We start from the raw sequence: 16,397 nt of genomic DNA, 5'->3' as shown, positions 1-16,397 counted from the left end.
GGGGCGCTGTGCTCAGCGCCCCGCCACCCGCGTGCTAGGCGATGATTAGCAGCCGGTCGGCTTGGTCTTCGTGGCTCCACCGGAGTCGGTGACGTAGAAGACGGTCGTCGTGGTGCCGGTGCCGGCGATGCAGAACGACGGGAACGCCAGGGTTCCCGAGAACGTGAGGTTCGAGGTGTTCGTGCTCTGCGTCATGCCGTACTTGCCGAAGGTCGCCGTCGTCAGGCCCGTCGTCGGGAAGGCGGTGGCGGTGGGGTTGTCGGTCTCCCACGCGATGACCGCGATCTTCGCGTTGGTCACGTCGGTCTGAACCGCGGCGTCCTTCGAGCTGTTCTGCACACCCAGGTAAATCGGGATGGCGATGGCAGCCAGGATGCCGATGATGATGACGACGACGAGGAGCTCGATGAGCGTGAAGCCCTTGTCGTCATTCTTCTTGAGCGAGTCGAGGCGGGTGTTGAGCGCCTTCATGATGCGGATCATAGTGATTCCTGTTCGATATGAGTGATTGGCAGGCCGCCCCCCCAACGGTTGTGACCCGCCTCTGACACTAGGAGTGCTCACCACCCGGGAGAATCCCGCGAAGGGGGCACAAAGGGTTGAAACGCCACCCCAGTTGAGGGGGTATCAGCAGCCCGAGCTCGGCTTGGTCGAGGAGGTGCCGTCGGAGTCGGTCACGTAGAACACCGTCCCCGTCATCGACGTCGCTGTCGCACAGAATTTGGGCCAGACGCTCGAGCCGCTGTAGGCGAAGCCGGTCGTGGTGCTGCCCTGGGTGGCCCCGTACTTGGCGAGAGCGGCGATGCCCGCGGCGTCGAGCGCGGGAGGTGCGGTCGCCGACCGGTTGTCGGTGCCCCAGGCGACGAGCGCGATCTTGAGGTTGGTGGCGTCGGTGACGGCGCCGGCCTCCTTCGACCGCGTCTGCATTCCGGTGTAGATGGGAATGGCGATGGCGGCCAGAATGCCGATGACGATGACGACGACGAGCAGCTCGATGAGCGTGAACCCCGAGTCGCCGCCCTCACCCGGCCGGCGCGGCCCCCGCCGCAGCCACCAGAGACGTGTGAACATGACTTCCCCCGATATGTGTGTGAAGGGAAGAGGATGCCCACTCCCCCACCATCGACGGTAGGGAGGTCATCCACCCGGCTGCCAGCCCGCAAACGGGGCGCACAACGACGACAACCGCACCCTCCAGGGGATGGGAGAGGGCGCGGTCGCGCGCCGGACCGCGCGGTGATGCGCGGCCAGGTCGAAGAATCGCTATTTGATCAGGGTGAAGATGTTGAAGATCGGCAGGTAGAGGCACACGATCATGCCTCCGACGACGATGCCGAGGAAGGCGATCATGAGCGGCTCGATCATCGCGGTGAGCTGTTCGGTGGTCGACTGGACCTCTTCGTCGTAGAAGTCGGCGATCTTGCCGAGCATCTGCTCGAGGGCGCCCGCATCCTCACCCACGGTGATCATCTGGGTGACCATCGCGGGGAAGACGGGGGCCTTGGAGAGCGGCTCGGCGACGGTCTTTCCCTGTCGCACCGAATCGGCGACGTCGCGCAGCGCGCTCTCGACCACCCAGTTGCCCGAGGTCTCGCCGACGATGCTGAGCGCCTGCAGGATGGGCACGCCCGCTCCCATCATGCTCGAGAAGTTGCGGGTGAAGCGCGCGACGGCGATCTTCTGGAAGAGCTTGCCGAATACCGGCAGCCGGAGCTTGACGGGATCGACGATCTTGCGCACCCGCTCCGTGTTCCTGTTCGCCCGCCACCAGATCGAGAAGGCGATGCCGAGGACGATGAGCAGGGGCGCAGCCCAGGTCATGACGCTCGACATCCAGACCAGGAACTGGGTCGGGAGCGGGAGCTGCCCGCCGAGCCCGGCGAAGAGCTTCTGGAAGATCGGCACGATGAAGATGAGCATGACGACGACGGCCACGACCGCCATGACGAGCACGACGACCGGGTAGGTGAGCGCCGACTTGATCGTGCTGCGAAGTTTCACCTCGGACTCGAAGTTGGCCGCGATGGTCTCGAGCGCCTCGTCGAGGAATCCGCCCGTCTCCCCCGCGCGCACGAGGTTGATCATGATCGGCGGGAACTCGACGCGGTGCTTGTAGAGGGCGTCGGAGAGCGCGACGCCCGACTCGACGTCGCGCATCACGATCACGAGGAGCTTCTGCAGCGCCTTGTTGGGCGTCTGCTCGCTGAGGATCGTGAGCGCCCGGAGCAGGGACAGTCCGGACGCGATCATGGTCGCCAGCTGCCGACTCATGATGGCGAGGTCCTTGAGCCCCACGCCCTTGGAGAAGCCCGGGATGGTGATCTCGCGGGAGAGGCCGGTGCCGGAGCTCGACTCCGTGATGGAGATGGGCGAAAGACCCATGCTGCGCAGCCGCGAGGCGATGACGATCTCGCTCGCGCCCTCCAGCTCGCCCTTGACGATCTTGCCGCTGCTGTCGCGCCCCTTGTAGGCGTAGGCCAGGGTCGCCATCAGAGCGTCGCCCCCGAGTGCGCGTCGCCGAAGTCGATGCTCGATGAGCCCGACCGGGTGGAGTTGGTCGGAGTGGCCTGGCGGTGCACCATCTGCTTGAGACCCTCCAGATCCTGAGCCTTGTCGATCGCGGTCTGCAGCGTGATCTCGCCCGAGTTCACGAGGTCGGCGAGGTGCCGGTCCATCGTGTGCATGCCCAGTTCACCACCGGCCTGCATGGCCGAGGGGATCTGGTAGGTCTTGCCCTCGCGGATGAGGTTTCCGATGGCGGGGGTGGCGATCATGATCTCGGTGGCCACCATGCGACCGCGGCCGCTCGCCTTCTTCACGAGCGTCTGACACACGACACCCTGAATCGTCGCCGCGAGCTGCGACCGCACCTGACCCTGCTGATGGGGCGGGAACACGTCGATGATGCGGTCGATGGTCTGCGAGGCGGACTGCGTGTGCAGCGTCGCGAAGACGAGGTGACCGGTCTCGGCCGCGGTGAGGGCGACCGAGATCGTCTCCAGGTCGCGGAGCTCGCCGATGAGGATGACGTCGGGGTCCTGCCGCAGGACGTGCTTGAGGGCGGCGCCGAAGCTGTGGGTATCGTGCCCCACCTCGCGCTGGTTGACGAGCGACTTCTTGTTGCCGTGCAGGAACTCGATCGGATCCTCGACGGTCATGACGTGGTCGGCGCGCGTGCGGTTGACGAGGTCGATGAGAGCGGCGAGCGTCGTCGACTTGCCCGAACCGGTCGGCCCTGTCACGAGCACGAGGCCGCGCGGGAGGGTGGCGAACTGCGCCACGCTCGCGGGCACGCCGAGGGCGTCGAGCGGCTTGATCTCGGTCGGGATGAGGCGGAAGGCGGCGCCGAGGCTGCCGCGCTGCTGATACAGGTTGACGCGGAAGCGGGCGTTGGCCGAGATCGTGTAGGCGAAGTCGTACTCGAGGTTCTCGTCGAACTTGGCCTCCTGCTCCGGCAGCAGCAGGCTGCGCAGGGCCGAGTTGACCTTGTTCTTGCCCCACACCTCGGTGATCGAGCCGGGCCCGAGCGCACCGTCAACCCGCAGCATCGGCGTCGCGTTGACCGCGATGTGGAGGTCGGACGCTCCGATGCGCAGCACCTCGGAGAGCGCCTCGATGAGGTCGGGATCCGCGGTGCCGAGCGTCTCGCTCACGCCCTCCGACGCGAACAGCTGCTCGGCGTAGGAGAGGTCCTCGGGCGGCGTCGGCGGGGCGAAGTCGAGGTCTGCCGCGTGGGCCGGCTCCGGCTCCGGCGTGAGGTCGAAGACGGGCGCCAGCGGAACGGCGGCGAAGGCCGGGTCGACCTCGGGGATCTCGAACACGGGTGCCGCGGGCGCCGAGGTGATGGTCTCCGGCGCGGGCGGCGGGAACGCGGGGCTCGCGGGCGGCGGGAACGACGGAGCCGAGGCCACCGGCGGCGGGAAGACGGGTACCGACGCCACGGGCGGCGGGAAGCTCGGGGCCGAGGCGGTGGGCGGCGGGAAGGACGGCTCCGGCGACGGGACGGAGGTGCCGGCCACGGGCGGCGGGAGGAGCGGGGCCGCGGGTGCGCCCCATCCGGCCGGGTCCTCGGTGGGTGCCGGGCTCGTGTAGGGCGCGGCGGGCGTCGCGGAGTAGGCGGGCCAGCTCGGCGCGGGAACGGCGCCATCCACGCTGGGCGGCGGTGCCTGCGTGTAGCCGGCGGGACGCGCGGCGGGAGCCGGCGGCGGGAAGTTGAACGACGACTCGTCGTCACCACCGGTGACCGGAATCTCGTAAACGGGCTTGCTCATCTGGTGTCCCCCCTGGGCACTAGGCGACGACGCGAAGGATTTCCTCGATCGACGTGTATCCGAGCTGGGCCTTCGCCCAGCCGTCCTCGCGCAGCGTGAGCATTCCCTGTGCCCGCGCGACGCGTCCGATTTCTGCGCTCGAGGCCCGCGCCACGGCGAGCCTCTCGATCTCTTCCGTGACGGTCATGACCTCGTGGATGGCGATGCGGCCGCGGTATCCGGTCTTCGAGCAGTTCGTGCATCCGACCGGGCGGTACAGCGTGGGCATCGGCATGGTGCCCGGGTCCCACCCGACGCGGAGGTTCACGAGGTCCTCGGGGTCGTGCGCGAACGGCTCCTTGCAGCGGTCGCAGAGGCGGCGCGCAAGACGCTGGGCGACGACGCAGTCGAGCGCGGAGCCGACCAGGAAGGGCTCGATGTCCATCTCGGTGAGTCGCGTGACCGCGCTGGGCGCGTCGTTCGTGTGCAGCGTCGAGAGCACGAGGTGACCGGTGAGCGAGGCCTCGATGGCGATCTGGGCCGTCTCCTGGTCGCGGATCTCACCGAGGAGCACGACGTCCGGGTCGGAGCGCAGGATGCTGCGCAGTGCGCTCGCGAAGGTGAGCCCGGCCTTGTTGTTGACCTGGACCTGGTTGATGCCCTTCATGCGGTACTCGACCGGATCCTCGACCGTGATGACGTTGATCTCGGGCTTCGCGACCGCGTGCAGCGTGGTGTAAAGCGTGGTCGACTTGCCCGAGCCGGTCGGGCCCGTCACGAGGATCATCCCGTAGGGCTTGGTGTACGACTCCTTGAACGCTTTCGCGTTGTGCTCCAGCAGGTGCAGCCCGCTGAGCTCCATCGTCGAACCGTTGTTGTCGAGGATTCGCATGACGACCTTCTCCCCGTACACGGTGGGGAGGGTTGCGACGCGGAGGTCGATCTTGCGACCGGCGTGACTGACCGACATGCGGCCGTCCTGCGGCTTGCGACGCTCGGCGATGTCGATGTCGGCCATGATCTTGAGTCGCGAGATGACGCCGTTGGTGATCGCCTTGGGCGCGGTCTGCATCTCGTGCAGTACACCGTCGATGCGGTAGCGCACCCGCAGCTCGTGCTCCCCCGGCTCGATGTGGATGTCGGAGGCCTTGTCCTGGATGCCCTGGCTGATGAGCAGGTTGACGAAGCGCACGATCGGCGCATCATCCTCGAAGGCCTCGGTCTGACCCGCGAGGGCGACCTCCTTCGATCCGCTCTCGGCCTCGAGCTCGGTGGTGAGGGAGTTCAGCTCGCCGTCGGCGCGGTGGTAGCGGTCGATGGCGGCCCGGAGATCGCTTCGCTCGGCCACGACCGCGCGGATCTGCATGCGACTCGCGGCGCGCACGTCGTCGATCGCGAAGACGTCACCCGGGTCGACCATGGCGAGCATGAGGTAGTCGGCGGCGATGCCGATGGGCAGTACCTCGTGGCGGCGACACATGGCCGCGGGGACGAGGGCGACGGCGGTGCGATCGACGGGGTATTCGAGGAGTTCGACGTAGGGCAGTCCGGCCTGGGCGGCACGGGCGGAGGCGAGCTGCGCCTGCGTGACGATGCCCTGATCGAGGAGCTCGAGGATGCCCTGCTCGTCTTTCTCCCGTTCTCCAGAAACACTGTCCAGTTTCTCGATGGGAACGATCCCCCGCAAAATGAGGATCTCCGTCAAAGACGCCACGTACGTTTCACCCCCCGATGAATTCGGCGAAGACACTCGATCGCCAGAGTGCAAACCTAACCCTCCGGCGGAGGCCGAACCATACCCGCGATCGGGGGGCTCCCGGCGCGACACGCTGGGCGCGGCGCAGACCCGTGCGGCGACGCACCGAAGCCTCGGAGAGCGCGCCGCGGGCGGTCATGCCGCGGGGGGTTGAGGGGCGGGATGCTGCTTCAGCAGGTCGGCGAGAACGGCACCCGTATCGGCGCCCGCCTCCGCCGCCTGGACGTTCGCCTCGGCGAGCGCGACGAACACCTCGTGACGCTGGATCCGCACGCCGGAGGGCGCGTCGACACCGAGGCGGATACCATCCCCTTTGACCTCGAGGATGGTGACGACGATGTCGTCTCCGATGAGGATCCGCTCCCCCTTCTTACGTGTGAGGACCAGCACGCGGCCAGCCTATCCCACGGCGTCCGACCAGCCACTGCGCAATCCGAGGCCGTGCACGGAATCGGCGGTGGCGCTGAACGCGCTGTGCACCACGGCCATCGCCTGCACCGAAACCTGCTTGCGCACGGCCGCCACCCAGGCGGCGGTGTCCTCCGCTTTGCGCGAGGCGTCGACCACGACCCAGACCTGGTCCGCCATGATCGAGCGCAGCGCCTCGATGCTGCTCACGCTCGCAGGGCCGCCCGGTCCGATGCCGTAGGCGAGGATGCCCGCCGAGCCGGCCTCGACCCCGCGGGCCCGGGCGGCGGCGGCCGAGCGCCGGTCATCCACGCGGGCGCCCCGGGCGATGCTGATCGAGCCGCCGAAGCTCACCTCCGCGTTGTCGAGCGAGAGCGCGAGGGAGCGGGCGACGACGACCGCGTCGTCGCCGAGCCCGACGAGCGCGACGAGACTGCCGGGCTCGGCGGATGGCGCGAGCGGGGCGGACGGGACGAGCACCGCGGGCGGTGGCGCGGCGGGGCCCTCGACGTAGGACTTCAGGTCATCGAGGAGGCGCGTGAAGGGCTCGGTCTCGGTGGAGACGGCGAGGAGCGGCCCGCGGTCCTCCGCGCGTTCGACCCGGTCGGCGGCGGCGAGGAGGGCGTCGATCCCGGTCAGCTTGGGACGGGCGGGCGCGGGGGCGACGGGGGCGACCGGTGGCGCGACGAGCTCCACCTCCACGTCGACGAACCGCCGGGCGAAGAATCCGCCGATCCCGCCCAGGCGCACCTCGGTCGCGGAGACGATCCGCGCGTCGGGGCCGAACTCCGCCGCCACCCGCGCGCGCAGCGCGGGCAGCGTCGGGTGGTCAAGCCGAAATCGTATCGAGGGCACGAACCACTCCAACCGTCTCGATGGTCACGTCCGCGGCGGTGACCTCCTGATAGGAGAGCACCGGGATGCCGCCCGGGCGCGGGGACACCAGGCGGCGGATCGCCGACCGGAGCGCGGGGGCGCAGACGAGGACGGGCGCGAATCCCTCCTCCTCCGCGTTCTTGGCCGTCGTCGCGAGCGACGACATCATGCCCTCCAGGCGCGCGGGGTCCATCACGATCTGCATGCCGTGCTCACTGGGGCGCAGTCCCTCGAGCATGGACTGCTCGAGCACCGGGTCGATCATGATCACGTGCAGCACGCCGTTCTCGATGTGCGGGGCGGCGATGACCGGGCCGAGGGCCGTGCGCGAGGCCTCGACAAGGCCGTCGGGGTCGTTCGAGATCTTGGCGCGCAGGGCGAGCGCCTCGTAGATGCGCGACAGGTCGTTTATCGGCACCCGCTCGGCGAGGAGCCCCTGCAGCACCCGCTGCACCTCGGCCAGTGACAGCAGCGCCGGGATGAGCTCGTCGACGGCGGCCGGGTTGACCTGCTTCACGCCCTCGGTGAGCACGCGGACATCCTCCCGCGTCAGCAGGCGCGCGGCGTTGTTGGTGATGATCGTGGAGAGGTGCGTGATCACGACCGACCCGCGATCGATGACCGTGGCCCCCGCCAGCTCGGCCCCGTGCCGCATCTCGGCCGGGATCCACTTGCCGGTCAGGCCGAACACCGGGTCGACGGTCGCCGTGCCCGGCAGCGCCTCTAGGAAGTCGCCGAGCGCGAGAACGCGGCCACCCGGCGCGATGCCGCGACCCGCCTCGATCCCGGCGACGCGGATGACGTAGGTCGACGGCGGGAGGTCGACGCTGTCGCGCGTGCGAACGGGCGGGACGACGATGCCGAGCTCCATCGCGAGCCGGCGGCGCAGCGCCCGCACGCGGGAGAGCAGGTCGTCGCCCGCGCCCGAGGCCAGTTCGACGAGGTCGGGGGCGAGCTGCACCTCGAGCGATTGCACGCGCATCTGCTCGATGAGGTCCTCGGTCGTGTCGGTGCTGTCCGCCCCCTCCGTGACGCCCTCGAGCTCCTTCGCGACCGCCGCGGCCCGCTGCGACACGAGGATGCGGCGCGAGGCGATGATGAGCAGCACCCCGACGGCGAGGAACGGGATGACCGGCATCCCCGGAATCAGCGCGAGCACGATCGCCGCGCAGCCCGCGATCATGACCGCCACGCGCGACTGCGACAGCTGCGACGACGTCATCGAGCCCATATCGGCATCCACGTTGGACCGGGTGACGATCATGCCCGTGGAGACCGCCATGAGGAGCGCGGGGATCTGCGAGACGAGCCCGTCGCCGATGGTGAGGAGGCTGTAGTGGTTGATCGCGTCGGTGATGGAGAGACCGCGCTGCACCATGCCGATCGCGATGCCGCCGACGAGGTTGATCACGATGATGACGATGCCCGCGATGGCGTCGCCCTTCACGAACTTGGAGGCGCCGTCCATCGAGCCGTAGAAGTCGGCCTCGGCGGCGACCTCGGACCGCCGCCGGCGGGCCTCCGCCTCGGTGATCGTGCCCGCGTTGAGGTCGGCGTCGATCGCCATCTGCTTGCCGGGCATGGCGTCGAGCGTGAACCGGGCGCCCACCTCGGCGACCCGCTCGGCGCCCTTCGTGACCACCACGAACTGGATCACCACGAGGATGAGGAAGATGACCGCGCCGATGATGAGCGAGCCGTCGACGGCGACCTGGCCGAGCGCGGCGATCACCTGACCGGCGTAGCCGTTGCCGAGCACGAGTCGCGTGGAGGCGACGTTGAGCCCGAGCCGGAAGAGCGTCGCCACGAGCAGCAGCGAGGGGAACACCGAGAAGTCGAGCGGCTTCTTCACGAACATGGTCGTGAGCAGGATCACGAGCGCGAACATGATGTTCACGATGATGAGCACGTCGAGCAGCCAGGCCGGCACGGGCACGACGAGCAGCAGCACGATGCCCACGACACCGACCGGCACCGCGTAGCTGGGGATCTGCTTCTTCAACATGGGTGGCCTTCCGGTCAGACGGGCGAGGTGGCGAGACGGTGGATGCCCTGCGCGGCACCCTTCGACTTGAGGGCCATCACGAACGCGAGCACGCGCGCGACGGCGTTGTAGAGGTCGACCGGGATCTCCTGCCCCACCTCGCACGCGGCGTGCAGGGCGCGGGCGAGGGGGATGTCCTCGACCATCGGGATGCGGTTCTCGGCGGCCTTCTCCCTGATGCGGGCGGCGACCGCGCCCGCACCCTTGGCCACGACGCGGGGCGCCGACTTGCCGGGCTCGTACTTCAGGGCCACCGCGATGTGGGTGGGGTTGAGCATCACGACGTCGGCCGATTCGACGGCGGTGATCATGCGGTTGCGGGTGAGGGCGAGGGCCCGGGACCGCCGCTGCGACTTGACGAGCGGGTCGCCGTCGGAGCTCTTGTGCTCGTCGCGCACCTCGCGCTTGGTCATTCGGGTGCGTTTGCGATTGCGGCGGATGACCACCATCACGTCCACGCCCGCCATGATCAGCCCCACCGCGATCGCCGCCTGCACGAGCGTGCCGACCGCGCCCTGAGCGGTGTTCAGCAGCTCGGTGACCGACATGCCGCCCGCGTTCATGAGGGCGGGGACCAGCCCCTGGATGACCGCGAACAGCACGACGCCCACGATCGCGGTCTTCGACACGTTCTTGACGCCCTCCCACAGGGCCTGCGTGCCGAACATGCGGGTGAGTCCCGCGACGGGGTTGAAGTTCTTGAACGAGAGCGTCGGCGCCTTGAGGTAGATGCCGCCCTGGAGGGCGACGCCCGCGACGACGGCGATGACGACCACGACGAACATCGGCGTGAGGGCGGGGATCACCGCGCCGAAGCCCTGGCCGAGTGCGGCGAGCGCGACCTTCGGCTCGGGGGTGCGCACGGCGACCGCTACCGACGCGAAGGCGGTGCGGCAGGCCGCCGTGGTGGCGTCGATGACGACCGGCGTCATGGCGATGGCGGCCGCGACGGCGAGCCAGCCGCTCAGATCCTTGGAGGTGCTGATCTCGCCCTTCTTGCGCACCTCCTTCATGCGCTTCTCGGTCGCCTGCTCGGTGCGTTCGCCCGAATCGCTCATCAGCCGGTCACCCCCGTCAGCATCTGGAGGCCCTGGTCGACGAGGGCCGCGACGACGCGCGGCAGGGCGATGAAGACGACGCTCGCGAACACGATCGTGATGAGGATCTTGAGCGGGAAGCCGAGGGAGAAGGCGTTGAGGGCGGGCGAGACGCGGGTGAGGAGGCCGAGCCCCACGTCGGCGAGGAACAGCACGACGAGCAGCGGACCCGCGATCTGCACGGCGGAGAGGAAGAGGTCGCCGAAGGCCTGGGTGGCGGCCTTCGCCGTCATCGCGAGGTCGAGCGAGTTGCCGATCGGCAGCGCGGTGAAGGAGCGCGAGATGCCCGCGATCACCATCTGGTAGCCGTCGGTCGTGAAGAGCAGCACGATGGCGGCCATCTGGAAGAGCCGCGTGAACTGGGCGCCGTTCACGAGCATGCCGGGGTCGAAGGCCTGGGAGAGCTGGAAGCCGCCGAAGAGGTCGACGAGGCTGCCCGCCGACTGGATCGCCGAGAAGGCGAGCATGACGAGGAATCCGAGGGCGAGCCCGATCACGAGCTGCTCGATGAGGGTGCCGATGAAGGCGCCCGTCTCCAGGGGCACGTGGCCGTTCGCGACGAGCGGCGACACGGCGAGCGCGAGGCCGAGGCCGAGCATCCCCTTGACCTGCAGGGGGATCGCGCCGTGCGAGAACGGCGGGGCGACGACCAGGAAGGCCACCATGCGCACACTCGCGAGCATGATCGCCTCGAACCACCCCATGGTGACCATCGACATCTCAGCCCCCCAGCAGGTGCGGGATCTTGGCGAACAACTCGGTGGTGAAGGAGACGATCTCGGCGATCATCCACTGGCCGCAGACGATGAGCGCGATCGAGACCGCGATCGCCTTGGGCACGAACGCGACGCTCGTCTCCTGGATCTGCGTGATCGACTGGAACACCGAGATGGCGAAGCCGACGACGAGCGCCGTGACGAGCACCGGGGCGGCGAGTTTGGCGGCGACGATGAAGGCCTGGGTTCCGATGTCGACGACATCCTGCGGGGTCACGAGGTACCCGTGTAACTGCCGATGAGGGTGGTGACCAGCAGGCCCCAGCCGTCGACGAGGATGAACAGCAGGATCTTGAACGGCAGCGAGATCATGACCGGCGGCAGCATCATCATGCCCATCGCCATGAGCGCCCCCGACACGACGAGGTCGATGATGAGGAAGGGCACGAAGATCACGAAGCCGATGATGAACGCGCTGCGCAGCTCGGAGATCATGAAGGCGGGGATGAGCGTGACCATCGGCACGGTGGAGGGCGAGGCGGGGTTGGCCTGACCGGCGGCGCGCGTGATGAGCGCGAGGTCCTCCTGCCGGGTGTGCGCGACCATGAAGGTGCGCAGCGGGCCCTCGGCGACCTTGATGGCGTGGGCGAAATCGAGGTGGCCGTGCAGGTAGGGCTGCAGGGCATCCGTGTTCACATGCTGGATGACCGGCCACATGATGAACAGCGAGAGGAACAGTGCGAGCCCCACGAGCACCTGATTCGGCGGCACGTTGGTGAGGCCCATCGCGTTGCGCGTCATCGCGAGCACCACGAAGATCTTCGTGAACGACGACATCATGAGGATCAGGGCGGGCGCGACCGAGAGCAGCGTGATGCCGATGAGGACGAGCACGCTCGACGAGGGCGTGCCGTCGGGACCGTTGATGTTGACCGAGATGAGGTCGCCGACGGAGGGCGCGGTCGGGGTCGGCACGGGGGTCGGTGACTTCGCGAGGTGATCCCAGGAGGGCGCACCGGCGGTGAGGAGGGCGACCGCCAGCGTCGAGACGGCCGCGGCCAGCGCGACCCTCAGTCGACGCGAGGCGGAAGCGCGCATCACCGCGCCTGACGCAGCGCGGAGTAGGCCTGCTTCCAGGTTCCGGCGGAGAGGATGGACCCGGCGAGCGGGACAGCGTCGGCCGGCAGGGTCGCGGCGTCGAGCGCGTCGGCGAAGCGGGCGTCGGGTGCGACCGCGACGGCCTCGTCCTCGACAGCCGGGGCCGAGCTGTCGAGCACGCTGATGCCGTGCTCGGTCACCCCGAGCAGGAAGCGCCGGCCCTCGAACTCGACGACGGCGACCGCCGCCTTTGCCCCGATGCTCTGGCGACCGACGATCGACAGCGGCTTGGCGCGCGGTCGCAGCAGCGCGCCGCCGACCCGGCCGCGCGTCGTGCGCGTGCCGGTGCCCCGACCGAGGCGCTTCTGGATGAACCAGATCACGCCGAGCACGGCGGCGAGCGAGACGACGACCCGGAGGGCGAGGAAGAGGGTGTCCACTTAGCGGGTCGCCTCGGCGTCGTCGAGGATCCGCGTGATGCGCACCGCGTAGTCCTGGTCGACGACGACGATCTCGCCGAGCGCGATCAGGCGACCGTTCAGCAGCACGTCGGCGGGGGCGCCCACGGCGCGGTCGAGCTCGATCACCGCGCCGGGCTCGAGGCTCAGCACGTCGCGCACCGACATGCGGGTGTGGCCGATCTCGACCGTGAGGGCCATCTCGACGTTGTTGATGCGGCTCAGCTTGTCGCCGATCGGCGCGATGTCGCGGGCGGCCGCGGGCGCCGTGCGGATGCGGATGAGGAACCAGCCCGCCGTCGTGGTGCCGGCGAGCAGCTCGAAGAGCGCGGTGTCGCCGTCGGCGAAGAGCGCCGTGACGTCGGCCTCCGTCGCGTCGCCGAGCACCCCGGCGCCGAGCACCGCGGCGCCGCGCTCGAGGGCCGGGTGCAGCACGTCGGTCGCGGTGATCCGCGTGCCCGCGCCCGCCGCATCCTGCAGCATCGAGGTATCGAGGAGCACGAGGGCGAGGTCGGCCGAGCGGGCGCCCACGAAGGTGGCGATGACGGCGGTCGCCGCCTCGGCGGGCACGACGGCCGGGGCGGCCGCCTTCACCGCGACGAGGGTGGCGACGCTGGGCAGGCTCGCGACGAGCGCGTCGGCGGCCTCCTGCTCGAGGGGTGCGGTGGCGATGGTGGTGGTGCTCATTTCGACTCCTCGAGATCGACGACGACACAGGCGAGACGCGAACCGTTCGCGCCGACCGCCGCCCGGGCCACGACGTGGCCGTCGACGGCCACGTTCAGCGGGCGGTGCTGCGGGTGGGGAAGAGCGATCAGGTCGCCCTCGACGAGGCCCAGGATGTCGGCGGGGCCGACGATGGCGGGCTGGAGCTGGAGCGACACGGCGACGGGCACGGTGTCGAGCTGCACCCGGGTGGGGTCGGGCCGCGCGCCCTGCGGACGGATCGCCCCCAGCGGGGTGAGGTGCGGGAGCATCGCGTCGGCGGGGATCGCGATCGAGGCGGTCGAGCGGTCCTCCGCGACGATCACGGTGAACTGGGCGACGAGCATGAAGTCGGCGGTCGCGGCGGCCTGAGCGACCTGCGCGTTGTAGTGGATGGTGTCGACGCTCAGCTCCGCGGGCAGCAGGCTGCCGAGCGAGTACTTGAGATCCTCGATGACGTAGTCGACGAGGCGACGGATGATCGTCTGCTCGATCGCGGTGAAGCCGCGGGTCGGCGCCTCGAGCGCGCCCGTGCCGCCGAGCATCCGCCCCACCCACGAAAGGCCGGTCGCGGTGGGGAACTCGATGACGGCGCGCGCCAGGTGGTCCTCCACGTCGCAGAGCACCATCGCGGTCGTGTCGGGGAGGGCGGCGGCGTAGTCGTCGTAGCGCTGCATGGTCACGGTGTCGAGCACCGCCGACGAGAGGGTGCGGGTCATCGCGGTGAGCTGCGTGCCCCACTGGCGCGCGAAGGTCTCGAAGGCGACGGAGAGGGCGCGCGACTGCTCGCGGGCGAGCGTGGTCGGGCGCTGGAAGTCGTAGACCTCCACCTCGGGGCGCGCCGGGGCGAGCACGCCCGCACCGACACTTTCCTGAACCGTCATGCGAGGGACTATCGACGGGGGCGGGAGGGTCGTTAGGCGGGGCGCGCCCGACTGCCGCTCGCCTGCACCCCCAGTTCGCGTGACGCCGGCGGCACGGTCATCCGCCCCGCTCGCTCACTGCTGGATCGCGGTGATCGGAAGGTCCTGCGCCTTCGCCCCCGCGAGGATGGCGGGGATGAGCTTGCGCACGTCCTCCGACTGGGTGGAGAGCACGACGATGTCGACCCGGCGGTTCAGGGCGTGGTCGATGCCGTGGCTGGTCGTGGGCAGCGGGTGCGCCGAGCCGTAGGCCGAGGCGACGATGTGGGAGGGGCTGAGCCCGCGCTGCTCCACCAGGTAGCGCAGCACCGTCGTAGCGCGGGCCGAGGAGAGCTCCCAGTCGGTCGGGAAGGGGGCCGGCGAGCCGCGCTGGTCGGCGTGCCCCTCCACCGAGACCGTGTTGGGAAGACCGCGGATGACCGGCCCGATCGCGTTCAGCACGCGGCGGGCCGTGTCGCGCAGGTTCGCGCTGTTGCCGTCGAAGAAGGTGGAGGAGCCGACGAGTTTGACGGTGAGCCCGCGCGAGTCGATCGTGAAGTCGACGGCGCTGCGCAGGCCGGCCCTCCGCAGGTTGGCCGAGATGTGCTTCTCCAGCTGCTGGAGCTTGTCGACCTCCTGCTGCGCCTCGTTGAAGGCGGTGAGATCCACGCCGTTCTTGCCCACGTTCTGCGGCGCGACGACGACGCCGGTCGCGGTGTCGACGGTCTTCGAGTGGGTCGTGCCGAAGCCGGTCGCAAGTGCGAGCCGGAGCTTCTCGAACTTGTCCTTGTCGACGGTCGACATGGCGTAGAGCACGATGAACAGGCACATGAGCACGGTGACCATGTCCATGTAGGAGGCCATCCAGCGTTCATCCGGCCCCTCGTGACCGCCCGCGTGGCCGCCCTTGCGCTGCCGGCGGAGGCTCATGCCGCCTCCTTCAGGTCGTCCTTCGACCCCTTGCCCTTTCCGCCCTTGAGGTCGGCGGCGGGCACCATCGCGCGGAGCTTCTCGCCCACGACGCGGGGCTGGCCACCGGCCTGCACGGCGAGCACGCCCTCCATGAGGAGGTTCATGCGCTCGGCGGTGAGGTCGGTGAGCTTGCCGAGGCGACCGCCCAGGGGCAGCCAGATGAGGTTGGCCGAGAGCACGCCCCAGAGGGTGGCGACGAAGGCGCCGGCGATGGAGGGGCCGAGGGTCGCCGGGTCGGAGAGGTGCTCGAGCACGTGGGTGAGCGAGATGACGGTGCCGATGATGCCGATGGTCGGCGAGTAGCCGCCGAGGGAGTTGAAGAACTTGGAGGCGGCCCGATCGGACTTCTCGCGGGTCTCCACCTCGAGCTCCAGCAGCCCGGCGAGCTCCTCGGCGTCCATTCCGTCGGCGATGTTGCGCAGGGCCGATTTGAGGAAGGGATCGGAGACGTTCTCGGCCTCCTGTTCGAGCGAGAGCAGGCCATCCTTGCGGGCCCGCTCGGCGATCGTGACGATCTGGTCGATGAGCTTCTGCGCCGGTTCGACCTTGCCCTTGAACGCGCGGGGCACCGCCTTCATCGCGCCCAGGAAATCGGGGATCGTGGTGGAGGCGACGCCGACCGCGAAGGTGGCTCCGAAGACCAGGATCATGGGGGCCGGGAGCAGGATCGTCGAGATGTTGGAGCCCTCGAGCGTGAGCATCGCGAACACCGAGCCGAAGGCGGCCAGGAGTCCGATGAGGGTTGCCGGATCCACTACAGTCCCCCGGGGTTCTTGGCGGCGGGGCCGCCCTTGGCGGCGAGCCGGCTGCCCGCGGAGGGGAACGGGGTGACCGAGTTCTCGTTGGTCACTCGACGCAGTTCGACCGTCTCCGAGGCGCGGGCGATCGAGATCACCTTCGCGCGGTAGTTCGCGATGAGCTCGATGACCTCTTCCATGGACTCGGTCACGATGTAGGTCGTGCCGTCCACGAGGGCGAGCGTGGTGTCGGGGTTGCTGTGGATCCTCTCGATCAGGTCGGGATTGACGGCAAAACGACTGTTGTTCAGCTTTGTGACGACGATCATCGTTCGGCCCCCTTCCTGGAGTAGATCGCGAGGCACATCCTGTGCCTCA

General features: G+C 69.3%; 18 protein-coding genes. All 18 read right to left on the bottom strand.

Annotated features, from left to right (window positions below):
• Positions 1-45 precede the first annotated feature (45 nt).
• Positions 46-483: a type IV pilin protein gene (locus G3T37_RS15280; protein WP_163472881.1), complete on the bottom strand. Its 438-nt coding sequence runs from the start codon at positions 481-483 to the stop codon at positions 46-48.
• Between the two features lie 144 nt (positions 484-627).
• A complete protein-coding gene (locus G3T37_RS15115; RefSeq protein WP_163472880.1) occupies positions 628-1,071 on the bottom strand; it encodes a type IV pilin protein in 444 nt (147 codons plus the stop codon).
• 192 nt (positions 1,072-1,263) lie between these two features.
• Entirely contained in the window at positions 1,264-2,490 is a 1,227-nt protein-coding gene (locus tag G3T37_RS07485; RefSeq protein ID WP_163472879.1) for a type II secretion system F family protein, read from the bottom strand.
• Complete coding sequence (locus G3T37_RS07480; protein WP_163472878.1) at positions 2,490-4,271, bottom strand: type IV pilus twitching motility protein PilT; 1,782 nt, start codon at positions 4,269-4,271, stop codon at positions 2,490-2,492. The genes G3T37_RS07485 and G3T37_RS07480 overlap by 1 nt, the downstream gene beginning before the upstream one ends.
• Before the next feature lie 19 nt (positions 4,272-4,290).
• On the bottom strand, positions 4,291-5,964 hold the full coding sequence (locus G3T37_RS07475; RefSeq protein ID WP_163472877.1) for an ATPase, T2SS/T4P/T4SS family: 1,674 nt from the start codon (positions 5,962-5,964) through the stop codon (positions 4,291-4,293).
• Positions 5,965-6,141: 177 nt separating this feature from the next.
• A complete protein-coding gene (csrA, locus tag G3T37_RS07470) occupies positions 6,142-6,396 on the bottom strand; it encodes a carbon storage regulator CsrA (RefSeq protein WP_163472876.1) in 255 nt (84 codons plus the stop codon).
• A gap of 9 nt (positions 6,397-6,405) precedes the next feature.
• Complete coding sequence (locus tag G3T37_RS07465) at positions 6,406-7,269, bottom strand: hypothetical protein (protein WP_163472875.1); 864 nt, start codon at positions 7,267-7,269, stop codon at positions 6,406-6,408.
• Positions 7,244-9,295 carry a flagellar biosynthesis protein FlhA gene (locus G3T37_RS07460; RefSeq protein WP_163472874.1) on the bottom strand — a complete coding sequence of 684 codons (2,052 nt, stop codon included), beginning with the start codon at positions 9,293-9,295 and terminating at the stop codon, positions 7,244-7,246. The genes G3T37_RS07465 and G3T37_RS07460 overlap by 26 nt, the downstream gene beginning before the upstream one ends.
• Positions 9,296-9,309: 14 nt before the next feature.
• Entirely contained in the window at positions 9,310-10,392 is a 1,083-nt protein-coding gene (locus tag G3T37_RS07455) for an EscU/YscU/HrcU family type III secretion system export apparatus switch protein (protein ID WP_163472873.1), read from the bottom strand.
• Positions 10,392-11,150, bottom strand: coding sequence for a flagellar biosynthetic protein FliR (locus tag G3T37_RS07450; protein WP_163472872.1), 759 nt, complete (start codon positions 11,148-11,150; stop codon positions 10,392-10,394). The genes G3T37_RS07455 and G3T37_RS07450 overlap by 1 nt, the downstream gene beginning before the upstream one ends.
• A 1-nt stretch (position 11,151) precedes the next feature.
• Complete coding sequence (fliQ, locus tag G3T37_RS07445) at positions 11,152-11,424, bottom strand: flagellar biosynthesis protein FliQ (RefSeq protein ID WP_163472871.1); 273 nt, start codon at positions 11,422-11,424, stop codon at positions 11,152-11,154.
• Positions 11,421-12,245 (bottom strand): flagellar type III secretion system pore protein FliP, encoded by an 825-nt coding sequence (gene fliP / locus G3T37_RS07440; RefSeq protein WP_163472870.1) that lies wholly within the window; start codon positions 12,243-12,245, stop codon positions 11,421-11,423. The genes fliQ and fliP overlap by 4 nt, the downstream gene beginning before the upstream one ends.
• A complete protein-coding gene (locus G3T37_RS14840; protein ID WP_163472869.1) occupies positions 12,245-12,685 on the bottom strand; it encodes a flagellar biosynthetic protein FliO in 441 nt (146 codons plus the stop codon). The genes fliP and G3T37_RS14840 overlap by 1 nt, the downstream gene beginning before the upstream one ends.
• Entirely contained in the window at positions 12,686-13,390 is a 705-nt protein-coding gene (gene fliN, locus G3T37_RS07430) for a flagellar motor switch protein FliN (RefSeq protein WP_163472868.1), read from the bottom strand.
• Entirely contained in the window at positions 13,387-14,292 is a 906-nt protein-coding gene (locus tag G3T37_RS07425; RefSeq protein ID WP_163472867.1) for a flagellar motor switch protein FliM, read from the bottom strand. Before G3T37_RS07425 ends, fliN begins: the two co-directional genes overlap by 4 nt.
• 114 nt (positions 14,293-14,406) lie before the next feature.
• Positions 14,407-15,240: an OmpA/MotB family protein gene (locus G3T37_RS07420; protein ID WP_163472866.1), complete on the bottom strand. Its 834-nt coding sequence runs from the start codon at positions 15,238-15,240 to the stop codon at positions 14,407-14,409.
• Entirely contained in the window at positions 15,237-16,037 is an 801-nt protein-coding gene (locus G3T37_RS07415) for a MotA/TolQ/ExbB proton channel family protein (RefSeq protein ID WP_163472865.1), read from the bottom strand. The genes G3T37_RS07420 and G3T37_RS07415 overlap by 4 nt, the downstream gene beginning before the upstream one ends.
• Positions 16,037-16,348 (bottom strand): flagellar FlbD family protein, encoded by a 312-nt coding sequence (locus G3T37_RS07410; protein WP_163472864.1) that lies wholly within the window; start codon positions 16,346-16,348, stop codon positions 16,037-16,039. The genes G3T37_RS07415 and G3T37_RS07410 overlap by 1 nt, the downstream gene beginning before the upstream one ends.
• Between the last annotated feature and the right edge of the window lie 49 nt (positions 16,349-16,397).

The organism is Galbitalea soli, from assembly GCF_010686725.1.
Classification (GTDB): Bacteria; Actinomycetota; Actinomycetes; order Actinomycetales; family Microbacteriaceae; genus Galbitalea; species Galbitalea soli.
Note: the sequence above shows the minus strand (reverse complement) of the source record. Positions and strands in the feature narration are given on the sequence as shown.